Annotated in this window: 15 protein-coding genes; all 15 read left to right on the top strand. The window is 40.3% G+C overall.

From position 1 onward, the window contains the following. Positions 1-66: 66 nt before the first annotated feature. Genes nusB through J5A74_10495 form a run of 15 tightly spaced genes read left to right on the top strand, consistent with a single transcriptional unit; the run spans position 67 to position 12,900 of the window. Positions 67-513, top strand: a complete 447-nt coding sequence (gene nusB / locus J5A74_10565) for a transcription antitermination factor NusB (GenBank protein ID QUI95784.1) — start codon at positions 67-69, stop codon at positions 511-513. Then, the gene (locus tag J5A74_10560; protein QUI95783.1) at positions 510-1,712 is read left to right on the top strand and encodes an exodeoxyribonuclease VII large subunit; all 1,203 of its coding nucleotides are present in this window, start codon (positions 510-512) and stop codon (positions 1,710-1,712) included. The genes nusB and J5A74_10560 overlap by 4 nt, the downstream gene beginning before the upstream one ends. Then, on the top strand, positions 1,705-1,902 hold the full coding sequence (xseB, locus tag J5A74_10555) for an exodeoxyribonuclease VII small subunit (GenBank protein QUI95782.1): 198 nt from the start codon (positions 1,705-1,707) through the stop codon (positions 1,900-1,902). Before J5A74_10560 ends, xseB begins: the two co-directional genes overlap by 8 nt. Positions 1,903-1,906: 4 nt before the next feature. Beyond that, entirely contained in the window at positions 1,907-2,803 is an 897-nt protein-coding gene (locus tag J5A74_10550; GenBank protein QUI95781.1) for a polyprenyl synthetase family protein, read from the top strand. Positions 2,804-2,809: 6 nt separating this feature from the next. Then, positions 2,810-4,675, top strand: a complete 1,866-nt coding sequence (gene dxs / locus J5A74_10545; protein QUI95780.1) for a 1-deoxy-D-xylulose-5-phosphate synthase — start codon at positions 2,810-2,812, stop codon at positions 4,673-4,675. Next, the gene (locus tag J5A74_10540) at positions 4,672-5,475 is read left to right on the top strand and encodes a TlyA family RNA methyltransferase (GenBank protein QUI95779.1); all 804 of its coding nucleotides are present in this window, start codon (positions 4,672-4,674) and stop codon (positions 5,473-5,475) included. The genes dxs and J5A74_10540 overlap by 4 nt, the downstream gene beginning before the upstream one ends. 3 nt (positions 5,476-5,478) lie before the next feature. Continuing rightward, positions 5,479-6,306 carry an NAD(+)/NADH kinase gene (locus J5A74_10535; protein QUI95778.1) on the top strand — a complete coding sequence of 276 codons (828 nt, stop codon included), beginning with the start codon at positions 5,479-5,481 and terminating at the stop codon, positions 6,304-6,306. Continuing rightward, on the top strand, positions 6,307-6,762 hold the full coding sequence (locus tag J5A74_10530; GenBank protein QUI95777.1) for an arginine repressor: 456 nt from the start codon (positions 6,307-6,309) through the stop codon (positions 6,760-6,762). Positions 6,763-6,775: 13 nt separating this feature from the next. Continuing rightward, entirely contained in the window at positions 6,776-8,443 is a 1,668-nt protein-coding gene (recN, locus tag J5A74_10525; GenBank protein ID QUI95776.1) for a DNA repair protein RecN, read from the top strand. Positions 8,444-8,454: 11 nt separating this feature from the next. Next, a complete protein-coding gene (gene glgA / locus J5A74_10520) occupies positions 8,455-9,900 on the top strand; it encodes a glycogen synthase GlgA (GenBank protein QUI95775.1) in 1,446 nt (481 codons plus the stop codon). A 25-nt stretch (positions 9,901-9,925) separates the two neighbouring features. Next, entirely contained in the window at positions 9,926-10,402 is a 477-nt protein-coding gene (locus J5A74_10515; GenBank protein QUI95774.1) for an HD family phosphohydrolase, read from the top strand. 11 nt (positions 10,403-10,413) lie between these two features. Beyond that, positions 10,414-10,884: a divergent PAP2 family protein gene (locus J5A74_10510; GenBank protein ID QUI95773.1), complete on the top strand. Its 471-nt coding sequence runs from the start codon at positions 10,414-10,416 to the stop codon at positions 10,882-10,884. A 14-nt stretch (positions 10,885-10,898) separates the two neighbouring features. Beyond that, positions 10,899-11,447 (top strand): putative ABC transporter permease, encoded by a 549-nt coding sequence (locus tag J5A74_10505; protein QUI95772.1) that lies wholly within the window; start codon positions 10,899-10,901, stop codon positions 11,445-11,447. 15 nt (positions 11,448-11,462) lie between these two features. After that, positions 11,463-12,434 carry a hypothetical protein gene (locus J5A74_10500; protein ID QUI95771.1) on the top strand — a complete coding sequence of 324 codons (972 nt, stop codon included), beginning with the start codon at positions 11,463-11,465 and terminating at the stop codon, positions 12,432-12,434. After that, the gene (locus J5A74_10495; protein QUI95770.1) at positions 12,421-12,900 is read left to right on the top strand and encodes a hypothetical protein; all 480 of its coding nucleotides are present in this window, start codon (positions 12,421-12,423) and stop codon (positions 12,898-12,900) included. The genes J5A74_10500 and J5A74_10495 overlap by 14 nt, the downstream gene beginning before the upstream one ends. Positions 12,901-12,914 lie beyond the last annotated feature (14 nt).

The following is a 12,914-nucleotide window of genomic DNA, read 5'->3' as shown; positions in this document are numbered from 1 at the left end:
TAAATCGGCTATAATGGAGCGTATCTGATTTAATACTACGTGGCAGTACAATATGGAGGCGGAACAATGAAAAGACGAACACTGAGAGAACATTGCTTTAAATTGCTTTTTTGCACAGATTTTTATACAAAAGAAGAAGAGGTAGAGCAAATCAATGCATATATGGAACAAATTGAAGAGGAAGAATACAATGAAAATGGCGAGCGAGAAGTTCTCCACAGTGTGAATTTAAATGAAGATGCACAGTGGGAATTGAAGGAAAGAGTAGATAAAATTTTGGGCATGCTCTCTACCATTGATGAGGAACTTGAAAAGGTGACGAAGGGATGGAAACTCAATCGTATCGGAAAGGTGGAGTTGACCATTCTTCGTCTAGCTTGTTATGAGATTAAGTATGATCGAGAAGTTCCAACAGCAGTGGCCATCAATGAGGCTGTGGAATTGGCAAAAAAATATGGTGGGGAAGAATCAGCTTCCTTTGTCAATGGAATTTTAGCAAAGTTGGTAGAATGATGGAAAATATATATTCGGTACAGCAAGTAAATGGCTATATTCACAACAAGATTTCGTCAGATGCAATACTGAATAAAATTAGTGTGAGGGGAGAGGTGTCCAACTGTAAGTATCACAGTTCTGGGCATATCTACTTCACATTAAAAGATAATGGGGGGACCTTGTCAGCGGTAATGTTTGCCGGTAATCGACGGGGCCTCTCTTTTACAATGTCTGAGGGAATGAAGGTTGTTGTGCATGGAAAAATTGATGTCTATGAGCGAGGAGGATGTTACCAGCTCTATGCTCAGAGCATTGAAAGAGAAGGGCAGGGGGAACTGTATCAAAGGTTTGCACAATTAAAAGTAAAACTGGAAGAAATGGGGATGTTTGACTCTGCCTATAAGAGAAGTATTCCAAGATTTGCACAAAAAATTGGGGTGGTCACTGCAGGGGAAGGTGCGGCATTGCATGATATTATTACTGTGGCGACAAGAAGAAACCCTCATGTTCAGATTGTATTGTATCCAGCGATTGTACAGGGAGAATATGCACCAGCAAGTATTGTGCGAGGAATTGGGATATTAGATCAAATGGACTGCGATGTCCTTATTGTGGGACGAGGTGGAGGTTCAATTGAAGATTTGTGGGCATTCAATGAAGAAATAGTGGCGAGTGCTATTTTTCATGCCCACACTCCAATTATTTCAGCGGTGGGACATGAGACAGATACAACCATTGCTGATTTTGTGGCAGATTTGAGGGCACCTACACCGAGTGCGGCAGCAGAGCTGGCAACATTTGAGTACGCAGCCTTTGTGCAGGGAATGGCCGGTGTTTCTCAGAGAATGGAGGATGCCATTCGGGCAAAGATCGATCGCATAAAAAATAAATTAAAGCAACAAGAATATCGACTGGCGATGTGTTCGCCAATGTCCAAGGTACAGGGATTTAGAACAAAATCAAAGGAGATGGAACAAAAACTTTCCTATGTGATGGAGAAGAAGATTTCTGCAAAGAAACAGCAATTGATGATGGATGCACAGCGGTTAAAGGGCTTATCTCCACTAGAAAAGTTGTCATCGGGCTATGCCTTTGTGACCAATGAGAAGTATGAACGCATCAATAGCGTACAGAAAGTAGAAAGAGAAGATGTATTGACTTTGCATTTTGCAGACGGCAGTGCAAAGGTCAAAGTGATGGAGGTGGCTGATGAGTAAAAATAGCATAGAAGAGGAATTGGTGGGGCTTGAAAAAATGATTCGACAATTGGAGAGTCAGGAGATTTCTTTAGAGGAGTCTTTTCAATTGTATGAACAGGGAATGAAGTTAGTGAGAGAGATCAACACACGCATTGATGCGGTGGAGGCTCAGGTGCTTCGAATTGAAACAGATCGCGAGGACGGATAATATTATGGAAGAATTTATATATGATATTGGAGAAATTGACAATGCATTGATACATTTTTTACCAGCAAAGGAGGGATTACAAAAAATTGTCTATGAGGCAATGGATGAGGCTGTTCGCAGTGGCGGAAAGCGTGTCCGTCCAATGATTATCTATGAAAGTTATCAATTGTTTCAGGGTGGAAAGGGAAGAATGGAGGAAATTGCCCCAATGATGGCGGCAATGGAAATGATTCATACTTCTTCTCTCATTCACGATGATTTACCATGTATGGACAATGACACCTTGAGAAGAGGAAAACCAACTACATGGGTAACTTATGGCGAAGATATGGCAACACTTGCAGGAGATGCATTGATTGTGGAGGCCTTTTCTGTCATCGCCAGTGAAATGGCAAAGATACACAATCCAAGTTTGATCTTGAGGTATGCCAAGGCACTCGATGTCCTTGCTAAAAAGACAGGAATGCAGGGAATGATTGGTGGTCAGGTGGTGGATGTACAAAAGACAGGGGAAAAATTAAATGAAGAAGAACTTGATTTTATCTATCGACTAAAGACAGGAGCACTGTTAGAGGCTTCTTTTATGATTGGAGCCATTGTTGGTGGAGCAAAACAAGAAGAAATTGATGTGATGGAAGAGATTGCCAGAAATATTGGAATGGCCTTTCAGATTCAAGATGATATTTTAGACGAGACCTCGACAGAAGAAGAACTTGGAAAACCTATTCATTCAGATGAACGCAATGTAAAGACAACCTATGTTACACTCTATGGGCTAAACAAGGCAAAGGATGAGGTTTTGCGTTGTTCCACAGAGGCACAGAGACTTCTTGACACAATACAGGGAGATACTTCTGTATTGAAAAAGATGATTGTTTGGCTGTCAATGAGAAGGAAATAAAAATTTATGGTACTCGAGAAGATTAAAAACGCTGAAGATATCAAGAAATTAAAAAGAAGTGAATATCGCTTGCTCGCACAGGAAATTAGAGAATTTTTAATTGAAAAGTTGAGCGTCACAGGCGGACATCTGGCGAGTAATTTGGGTGTTGTGGAGTTGACTATGGCGTTGTATTTAAGCTTTGACTTTCCAAGAGATCAAGTCGTTTGGGATGTCGGTCATCAATCCTACACACATAAAATTTTGAGTGGGCGAATGGCATGGTTTGACGAGCTTAGAAAATTTGGCGGAATGTCTGGATTTCCTAAGCGAAAGGAGAGCCCATTTGATGCATTTGACACAGGACATTCTTCGACCAGCATTTCAGCGGGGCTGGGACTTGCCAAGGCAAGGGATGTTTTAGGAGAAAACAAGTTTGTTGTCTCTGTCATTGGAGATGGAGCACTCACTGGAGGAATGGCCTATGAGGCCTTAAATAATGCAGCTCAATTAAAGAACAATTTTATTATTGTTTTAAACGACAATAATATGTCCATTGCACCAAATGTGGGGGGAATGTCACAGTATTTGGGTGGAATGAGGACAAAAAAGGGCTATACGACTTTGAAGAAAAATGTGGTCTCTGCCCTCAATCAAATGCCTGTGATTGGAAAGAGGGCAATTACAAAATTAAAGAAGACAAAAAATGGAATTAAGCAAATGGTTATTCCAGGAATGCTCTTTGAGAATATGGGATTGACTTACTTAGGACCTGTGGATGGACATAACATTTTACAAATGATGCGGATTTTTCAAGAGGCAAAGCGATTAGATCATGCAGTGCTTGTCCATGTGATTACCAAAAAGGGAAAGGGATATGCACCTGCAGAGAATGCACCATCTGAATTTCATGGCGTGGGACCTTTTGATATTGTGACAGGAAAGAGTTTGGAAAGCAAAAAGATGGGCTATACCGAAGTGTTCTCCAATGAGATTTGTGCACTGGCTAGAAGGCATTCTCGTCTTGTGGCCATTACGGCGGCGATGCCAGGGGGAACAGGGCTTTCTCATTTTGCCAAGGAATTTCCTGAGCGCTTTGTTGATGTGGGGATTGCAGAAGAGCATGCGGTCACCTGTGCAGCAGGAATGGCTGTGGGTGGTCTTTTGCCTGTTTTTGCGGTATATTCGTCCTTTTTACAGCGAGGTTTTGACCAGGTAGTCCATGATGTGTGTATACAAAATCTACATGTGGTTTTTGCCATTGACAGGGCAGGTCTTGTCGGAGCTGATGGGGAAACACATCAAGGACTGTTTGATCTCAGTTACTTGGGCATTATTCCCAATATGGTCATTATGGCTCCAAAAAATAGTGAGGAGTTAAAAATGATGCTTCGCTTTGCAGTGGAGGACTATCAAGGACCGATTGCACTTCGCTATCCTCGAGGAGTTGCTTATGAGGGATTTAGCCAATATCAGGCACCGATTGTGCTTGGTCGGGCAGAAATGATGGAAGAGGAAGAACAGATCGCCTTGTTTGCACTGGGCAGTATGGTGACTACAGCAGAACATTTGCGTGAAAAGCTAAAGAAAAAGGGATATCGAGTTAGCTTAGTCAATGCAAGATTTGCAAAGCCTGTAGATTTTTCAATGATTGATCGATTACTAGAAAAGCATCAATTGCTTGTGACGATGGAAGAAAATGTGTTGCGTGGAGGAATGGGAGAGGCTGTTGCCGACTACATTGCACAGAGGAAAGAAAGACCACTACTCTATCATGTGACATTGCCAGATGATTATGTTGAGCATGGGGATGTGACAAAGTTAAAAAGTTATATTGGTGTGGATTCGGACAGCATTGCAGAGCACATCATAAGAATAATGGAGAATAGATGAAAGAAAGACTGGATATATTATTAGTAAAGAAGGGATTAGCTCAGAGCAGAGAAAAGGCGAAGGCCATTATTATGTCCGGCATTGTCTATGTCGATGGGCAAAAGGAAGACAAGGCAGGTGCAACATTTGATGAGAATTTGACGATTGAGGTGCGTGGAAAGACATTAAAGTATGTCAGTAGAGGTGGCTTGAAACTCGAAAAGGCGATGGAAAATTTTGATGTTACAGTTGAAGGGAAAATTTGCATGGATGTAGGTTCCTCGACAGGGGGATTTACGGACTGTATGTTGCAAAATGGGGCAATTAAGGTCTATGCCGTTGACGTTGGTCATGGTCAACTCGATTGGAAATTGAGAAATGATGAGCGAGTTATCTGCATGGAAAAGACAAACATTCGCTATGTGACTCACGAGCAAATTCCAGATGAGATTGCACTTTCTTCTATTGATGTGAGCTTTATTTCACTATCAAAAGTTTTTCCAGCAGTCAAAGGTCTACTCAATGCATCTGGAGAGGTGGTGGCCTTGATTAAGCCACAGTTTGAGGCAGGACGAGAAAAAGTCGGAAAAAAAGGTGTTGTTCGAGATAAATTGGTTCATGAAGAAGTGATTGCAGATGTCTTTGGCTATGCCAAGGACAACCAATTTACAGTGTTAAATTTGACCTATTCGCCAGTGAAAGGACCAGAGGGAAATATTGAATATCTTTGTCATTTGACTGTAGATCCAGAGGCAATCGAAAATCAACAAATTTGTATTAAAGAGGTGGTAGAAAAGGCTCATGAAGCATTAAAGGAGTAGAGAATGAAGGTATTTTGCTTGATAGAAAATAGTGGAAAAGAGCATATTGGACCAATTGCCAAAAAGATGAGTGCGTATATTGAAAGTCGGGGAGGTCAGTGCTATCGAATCTTTGGCTATGCAGCAGAGACTGAGATTCCAGAGGATGTTGAATGTGTGATTACCCTCGGTGGAGATGGGACACTGATGAGAGCGTCTAGAGATATTAGTCGGAGAGAAATTCCAATCTTTGGTGTAAATATGGGACATCTCGGTTTTTTGACCAGTGTCAGTGAAATTGATGATATTTGGCCTGCATTGGACGAATTGATGGCAGGAAAATATACGCTTGAAAATCGAATGTTGATTGAAGGGCATATTATACATCAAGAAAAACAAATTGCCGAGCATATTGCAATGAATGAGGCTGTGTTGACGAGGACAGAGGGATTAAAGGCAATTAAATGTAAGATCTTTGTCAATGGAGAGTTCTTGAATGAATATACAGCAGATGGTATAATTATATCGACACCAACAGGTTCTACAGCGTACAATTTAAGTGCTGGAGGGCCAATTGTTGAACCATCTTCCAGAATGATGATTATTACACCGATTTGTCCACACGCACTAAATCGAAGAAGTATTGTGCTGAGTGCAGATGATGTGATTGAAATTGAGGTTACAGAGTGTGCAGATGATTGCTGTGGCATTGTCTTTGATGGAGAGGAAGAGGTTGATTTATTGGTAGGGGACCGAATTCTTTTGAAGGAGGCTGATGCCGTGGCGAAATTTGTCAAGCGCCAGGGGGGAAGTTTTCTGGATAATTTGAGAAAGAAGATGAAAGGGATTTAAATGAAACCAGAAAGACACTCAAAGATAGTAGAGCTCATTGGGAAATATGAGATAGAAACACAAGAGGAGTTGGCAGATAGACTCAAAGAAGCTGGATATGATGTGACACAGGCGACAATTTCAAGAGATATTCGAGAGCTTAGGTTAATTAAGGTTCTGTTAGATAATGGAAGGCAAAAATACGCAACATTTCGCAGTAACGAGCATTTACCAGATAAAAATATTCGCATCCTGAGAGAGGGATTTGTGTCCATGGATATGGCACAAAATATTTTGGTAGTCAAAACCTTATCAGGTATGGCGATGGCGGTGGCTGCTGCAATTGATGCGATGCATATGCACGAGTTGGTGGGGTGCATTGCAGGGGATGATACAATTATGTGTGCCATCCGAAGTGTAGATGACACCATTGTAGTGATGAGAAAATTGAAAAAGATTATGGCAGAAGAATACTAGGAGAGATATTTGGATGTTATTGGAATTGTGCGTAAGAAATCTTGCATTGATTGAAAAGGCGGATGTGGAATTTCATTCTGGTCTAAATGTATTGACGGGAGAAACTGGTGCAGGAAAATCCATATTGATTGATTCCATCAATATGGCCTTGGGGGCAAAGGCGAGCAAAGATCGCATTCGATATGGTGCAGATTATGGATATGTGGAATTGATTTTTAGCGTAGAGGATGAGAAAAAGTGTGAAAAATTGAAGGAAATGGGCTTAGAGATGGGCCCAGATGGGCAATTGATTATCACAAGAAAAATTTATCCTCAAAGAAATGTGATTCGCATCAATGATGAAACTTGTACTTTGCAAAAGCTAAGAAATATCACTGCAATTTTGATTGATATTCATGGTCAGCATGAGCACCAGTCGTTAATGAGTTCCACAAATTACCTAGAGATTTTAGATGTCTATGCGGGGCAGAAGGCATTACAGTGCAAGCAGAAAATTGCAAAATATTACCGAGAGTACAAGGCGGTATGTGAGCGGTTGTCTGAGTCAATGGACGAGCATATGCGTGTGAGAGAAAAGGAAATTTTGGAATATGAAATTCAAGAGATTTCGCAGGCAAACATTCGACCAGGAGAAGAAGACGAGTTGGCAACAAAATTTCAGCGATTAAAAAATGCCAATAGAATTCAAGATGCCCTTGCACAGGCATTGCAGGCCATTTCACAGGACTATATTTCAGAGGCGGAAAAGAAAGTCAATCTTGTCAGTGTGTATGATGAGCAAATTGCAGACATTGAACAGCAACTAAGGGATATTTCGAATTTAATTGATGAGTCAATGCGGTCAATGGAAGATTATATTGCACAGGCAGAATACGATGAGGGAGAATTTTTGCAGGTGCAAGAGAGATTGGATTTCATTCGTCATATACAGAGTAAGTATGGAATTGATACAGATGAAATTGGAGCTTTGTTGGAGAAAAAAGAGATAAGACTTGCCTATTTAAATGATTATGATTTGGAGAAGGAGCGTGAACTAGAGGAGAAAGAACGATTAGAGCAAGAGCTTGAGGTACTTTCGAATCAAATGCATGATTATCGAATAGATACAGCAAAGAAGTTGATTGTTTCCATCACAGAGGAATTGAGAGATTTGAATTTCTTGGGCGTTCAATTTGACATCCAAGTGACAAGATTAAAGAATTATACTTTGACTGGAAATGATACAATAGAGTTTTTAATTAGCACGAATCCAGGACAGCCATTAAAGCCACTAAAAGATGTGGCCAGTGGAGGCGAGCTGTCTAGGATGATGCTTGCACTAAAAACAGTGCTTGCGAGTGTGGACGAGGTGGATACATTAATTTTTGATGAGATTGACAGTGGGATTAGCGGAAGAACCGCACAGAAGGTGTCAGAGAAATTGGTGAGGATTGGAAAACAGCGTCAGGTAATATGTATCTCTCATCTTCCACAGATTGCAGCTATGGCAGATTATCACTACCATATTGTAAAGGAGACGGATGGAGTTTCGACAAAGACAGAGATTACAGAAGTTCTCGGAGATGAAATTGTGGCAGAGCTTGCAAGACTTTTGGGCGGCAGTGAAATTACACAGGCTGTACTTGATACAGCGGGGGAAATGAAGAAATTGGCAGATAAAAAGAAGATTGAGCTAATTTAGGAGGTTTCAAGATGAAGAATATACTTTTTGTGGCATCAGAAGCAGTTCCATTTATTAAGACAGGAGGACTGGCTGATGTTGTAGGATCTTTGCCAAAGTATTTTGACAAGAGATATTTTGATTGTAGGGTTATTATTCCGAAGTATTTGTGCATGAAGCAAGAGTTCAAAGATAAAATGGAGTATGTAACTCATTTTTATATGTCCTATTTGGGAAGAGATCGCTATGTGGGAATACTCAAGACAGAAGTAGAGGGAATAACATTTTACTTCGTGGACAATGAAGAGTATTTTGCAGGGGATAAGCCATATGGAGATTGGTTAAAGGATATTGAAAAGTTTTCATTCTTTTCACAGGCTGCATTGTCGGCACTTCCATTGATTAATTTTCATCCAGATGTTGTTCATTGTCATGATTGGCAGACAGGACTCATTCCTGTATACTTAAAAGATCGCTTCCGTGGTGGAGAATTCTTTAGAGATATGAAGTCGGTCATCACAATACATAATTTAAAGTTCCAAGGTGTGTGGGATATTAAGACGATTCAGCGTCTGTCGGGGCTTTCAGATTATTACTTTGTGCCAGACAAATTGGAGTCGTATAAGGATGGAAATCTTTTAAAGGGAGGCATTGTCTTTGCAGATGCAGTGACAACGGTGAGTGCGACCTATGCCAAGGAGATCCAGATGCCATTTTATGGTGAGGGATTGGATGGATTGATGAGAGCGAGAAATCATGATCTTCGAGGCATTGTCAATGGTATAGATTATAAGGTGTTTAATCCAGCAACAGATCGCTTGATTGATCATAATTACAGCATTGTCGATTTTAGAAAAGAGAAAGTAAAGAACAAATTGGCTTTGCAACAAAAATTGGGCCTTTACCAAGATGAAGGAAAGTTTATGATGGGCATTGTATCTCGATTGACAAGTCAAAAGGGGCTTGATCTCATTGAGTACATGATGGATGAAATCTGTAGAGATGATGTTCAGTTGGTAGTTTTGGGCACAGGTGATGCACAATATGAAAATATGTTCCGCCACTTTGCTTGGAAGTATCCAGATCGTGTGTCGGCACAGATTTATTATTCCGAGGACATTTCCCATCAGATTTATGCAGCAAGTGATGCATTTTTGATGCCATCTCAATTTGAGCCATGTGGTTTGAGCCAATTGATGGCTCTTCGCTATGGAAGTATTCCAATTGTGCGAGAGACAGGAGGTCTCAGGGACACCGTAGAGCCATATAATGAGTTTGAGGGAAAAGGAACAGGATTTGCCTTTGCAAATTACAATGCACATGAAATGTTACACACCATCAACTATGCGAAGTATATCTTTTATAATAAGAGGCGTGAGTGGAACAAGATGGTGGCAAGAGCAATGGATGTTGATTTTTCTTGGATGCACTCGGCATTAAAGTATCAAGAATTATATGATTGGTTGATTGGATATTAGAATTGGAGGATAGAATTGGAGGATAATGGAAACGCAATATAGACAGGATAAGGAATATATGGAAATTGTCAGTGACATTTTGGAATCGGATGTATTTCAGTCCACAGAAAATTTTATTATGCATGGGACAACAACTTGTATGGAGCATTGCATTGATGTTTCCTATATGACCTATAAAATTGCAAGAGCAAGAGGCTTACGCTATCGAGAGGCCGCAAGAGGTGCACTATTACATGATTTATTTTTGTATGATTGGCACACTCAGGGCAATCGAATTCATGGTTTTACACATCCAGGTGTTGCACTAAAAAATGCGAAAAAGTATTTTGATCTCACTGAGGTGGAAGCAGATATGATTGTCAAACATATGTGGCCGTTGACCATTATTCCGCCAAAGTATGCGGAGGGGTTTGTGTTGACCTATGCAGATAAAGTTTGTAGTATTCGAGAGACAATGGTATCAGTAAAACAGGCGTTTTCGTTGAGCAGGAGCAGGGCATAGAGGAGAGAAAGATGAGTTTTTTTCAGGAGTTGGGAGCCAATCAAGTGTTGGTGAGTGCCAGTCTTGGTTGGTTGATTGCACAGATCTTAAAGACACTGATTGATTTGTGGTACAATCGTTCCTTTCAAGCAGAGCGACTGTGGGGCAGTGGCGGAATGCCAAGCTCCCACAGCTCGACTGTATGTGCATTTGCCATGTCATCTGCCCTAAAATATGGTGTTGGTTCCTTTCAATTTGCCATTGGATTTATCTTTGCAGTTGTAGTGATGTATGATGCCATGGGGGTTCGAAGAGAAACGGGAAAACAGGCTAAATTATTAAATAAGATTATGGAACAGGATTTTTTTAAGTTTCAGGATATGGAAGACTTTCAGGATAAATTAAAGGAATTTGTTGGCCATACGCCATTACAGGTATTGATGGGAGCAATTCTTGGCATAATTATTGCATTGGTGATTGATGGTACAGTTTATTATTCGTAGGGAGGGAGAAGAAGATGTCAATTTATCATATGATTAATGTTTTTTTTCTCTTTAGTTTTATGGGATATGTGCTGGAATGTATTGTACTGACTATACAGTATAAAAAGTTAGTTATCAATCGGGGTTTTGGACATGGACCATTTTGTATTATCTATGGGTTTGGAGCACTAGGGGCATACTTAGTGCTCTCACCATTTGAAGGGCATTTCGTCCAGTTGTATTTTGCAAGTATGCTGATGGCCACATTGATGGAGTTGGTCACTGCAGCGGCGATGATTCGACTATTTGGTTCACTTTGGTGGGATTATAGTGATAAAAAGTTCAATTATAAGGGAATTATCTGTGCAGAGAGTTCCATTGCTTGGGGATTTTTGGGAATATTTTTCTTTACTTGGCTGAATGGTTTTGCCCACAGTGTAGTGGCAAAAATCCCAGAAAATAAACAGAAGTATTTGGCTATTTTGTTGTTGACATTTTATATTGTTGATTTTTTATATTGTATGTGGAAACGCCTAAATGGTCAGGATATGGAAGATATGGATGGAATAATGAAAGTGAACTGACATTGGAGGATGGAGTTGAAATTTCGAAAGAGGATATTGCTCCTTGGATGTATGGTGATGCTCACGGGCTGTGCAGTAAAAAATGTGGCACAGGACATTACCACACCAGTGGAGAGTCCAGGATATACAAGAGCACAGATGATGATGATGATACTTTCTCAAAAGCAGGAGATTACAAAGGCCTATACCGATGAAATTTGGCAAAAGAAAGTGACTGATGACGGAAAGACCTATGAGGAGGTGTTTTTGGACGATATGAGAAACTTTTTTAAAGAATTAAAAGTGCTAAATTTGATTGCGGCAGAGCGAGGGATTCGTTTGACAACAGAGGAAGAGGCCATGATGGGAGAGGCATCAAATCAGTATTACAATGAGTTAAAAAAGCAAAAGACAGCATTTTCTGATATTTCTCACGAAGAAGTGGATGAAATGTTTAAGGAGTATGCACTGGCACAAAAGGTCAATGAGACGATTGCGGACAGTGACACCGATGAAATTAGTGAGGAAGAAGCAAGAGTTCTTAAATTACAAAGAATTGTTGTGGGAGATAAAAATAAGGCACAAGAATTAGAAACTCAGGTCAATGCAGAGGGGGCAGATTTTTTTGCCATTGCAAAGCAAAATTCAGAATCTAAGGATATTGATATTGAAGTTGGGCATGAGGATTTGTGCGAGACAGCAGATAAGGCAGTTTGTGCACTTAATGATGGTCAGGTTAGTAGCATCATTGAAGATAAGGGAAAGTTCTATATTTATAAGTGCATTGTTGGCTATGACAAGGAAGAGACAGCAAAGAAAAAGGCAAAAATGAAGGAAAAAAGAAGAGAAGACATCTTAGATTCAGCATATCAATCTTTTGTTCGCACGAGAAAAATTGATGTCAGTGGCTCAGAGTGGAGAAGAATTTCTGAGCAAGTCAGTGGTGACTATGATGGGGCGGATTTCTTTTTGAATTACAAGGGGGCAGTCAACCGTGAGGGAGCATGAAATTAGTGAGCAAAAAAAGTTGACAACATTGCTCTTTGCGAAAGAAGACTTTGATGAATATTTGCTTGTCGAAGCCAAGGTACAGACATTTGCGACCTATCATATTAGTGGAAAAATAGTGAAAGAGTATTTTGATGATGAAGAAAGTAGAAAAGAATCTTTCTGTCAGTGGAAAAAAGTGAGGAATTTGTGTTATGATATGGTCAAGGGAAAAAAATTACCCATTTCCTTTACGATTGTGCTTAGGCTCAGTTCCTCTATGCTTTTGCAATGGTTGAAAAATCAAGATATCGACAATCACTTAGTGGATGGAAAGAGCTTTTTTGTCAATATCTATTATCGAGAGAAGCGACTCTATGTGGTGAGTGGGATGGCCAGTGAGACTTTTGGACTTGATAAGAGTGTGGAAAAGTTGTGGGATGATGAGGTATTTCGCATACTTTCACAGCTTAAGGTGGTAGCGTAGCACATGGCAATAAA

This window comes from Lachnospiraceae bacterium oral taxon 096, assembly GCA_018141845.1.
In the GTDB taxonomy this organism is placed as follows: Bacteria; Bacillota; Clostridia; order Lachnospirales; family Lachnospiraceae; genus F0428.
This window is presented reverse-complemented; position numbering and strand designations above follow the sequence as displayed.

What these genes read in the sequence shown, in the direction of transcription:
- J5A74_10535 (QUI95778.1), top strand. Translation starts at nt 5,479, where the DNA reads ATGAAGGTATTTTGCTTGATAGAAAATAGTGGAAAAGAGCATATTGGA.
- recN (QUI95776.1), top strand. Translation starts at nt 6,776, where the DNA reads ATGTTATTGGAATTGTGCGTAAGAAATCTTGCATTGATTGAAAAGGCG.
- J5A74_10505 (QUI95772.1), top strand. Translation starts at nt 10,899, where the DNA reads ATGTCAATTTATCATATGATTAATGTTTTTTTTCTCTTTAGTTTTATG.
- J5A74_10530 (QUI95777.1), top strand. Translation starts at nt 6,307, where the DNA reads ATGAAACCAGAAAGACACTCAAAGATAGTAGAGCTCATTGGGAAATAT.
- J5A74_10550 (QUI95781.1), top strand. Translation starts at nt 1,907, where the DNA reads ATGGAAGAATTTATATATGATATTGGAGAAATTGACAATGCATTGATA.
- J5A74_10510 (QUI95773.1), top strand. Translation starts at nt 10,414, where the DNA reads ATGAGTTTTTTTCAGGAGTTGGGAGCCAATCAAGTGTTGGTGAGTGCC.
- nusB (QUI95784.1), top strand. Translation starts at nt 67, where the DNA reads ATGAAAAGACGAACACTGAGAGAACATTGCTTTAAATTGCTTTTTTGC.
- xseB (QUI95782.1), top strand. Translation starts at nt 1,705, where the DNA reads ATGAGTAAAAATAGCATAGAAGAGGAATTGGTGGGGCTTGAAAAAATG.
- J5A74_10560 (QUI95783.1), top strand. Translation starts at nt 510, where the DNA reads ATGATGGAAAATATATATTCGGTACAGCAAGTAAATGGCTATATTCAC.
- J5A74_10540 (QUI95779.1), top strand. Translation starts at nt 4,672, where the DNA reads ATGAAAGAAAGACTGGATATATTATTAGTAAAGAAGGGATTAGCTCAG.
- glgA (QUI95775.1), top strand. Translation starts at nt 8,455, where the DNA reads ATGAAGAATATACTTTTTGTGGCATCAGAAGCAGTTCCATTTATTAAG.
- dxs (QUI95780.1), top strand. Translation starts at nt 2,810, where the DNA reads ATGGTACTCGAGAAGATTAAAAACGCTGAAGATATCAAGAAATTAAAA.
- J5A74_10515 (QUI95774.1), top strand. Translation starts at nt 9,926, where the DNA reads ATGGAAACGCAATATAGACAGGATAAGGAATATATGGAAATTGTCAGT.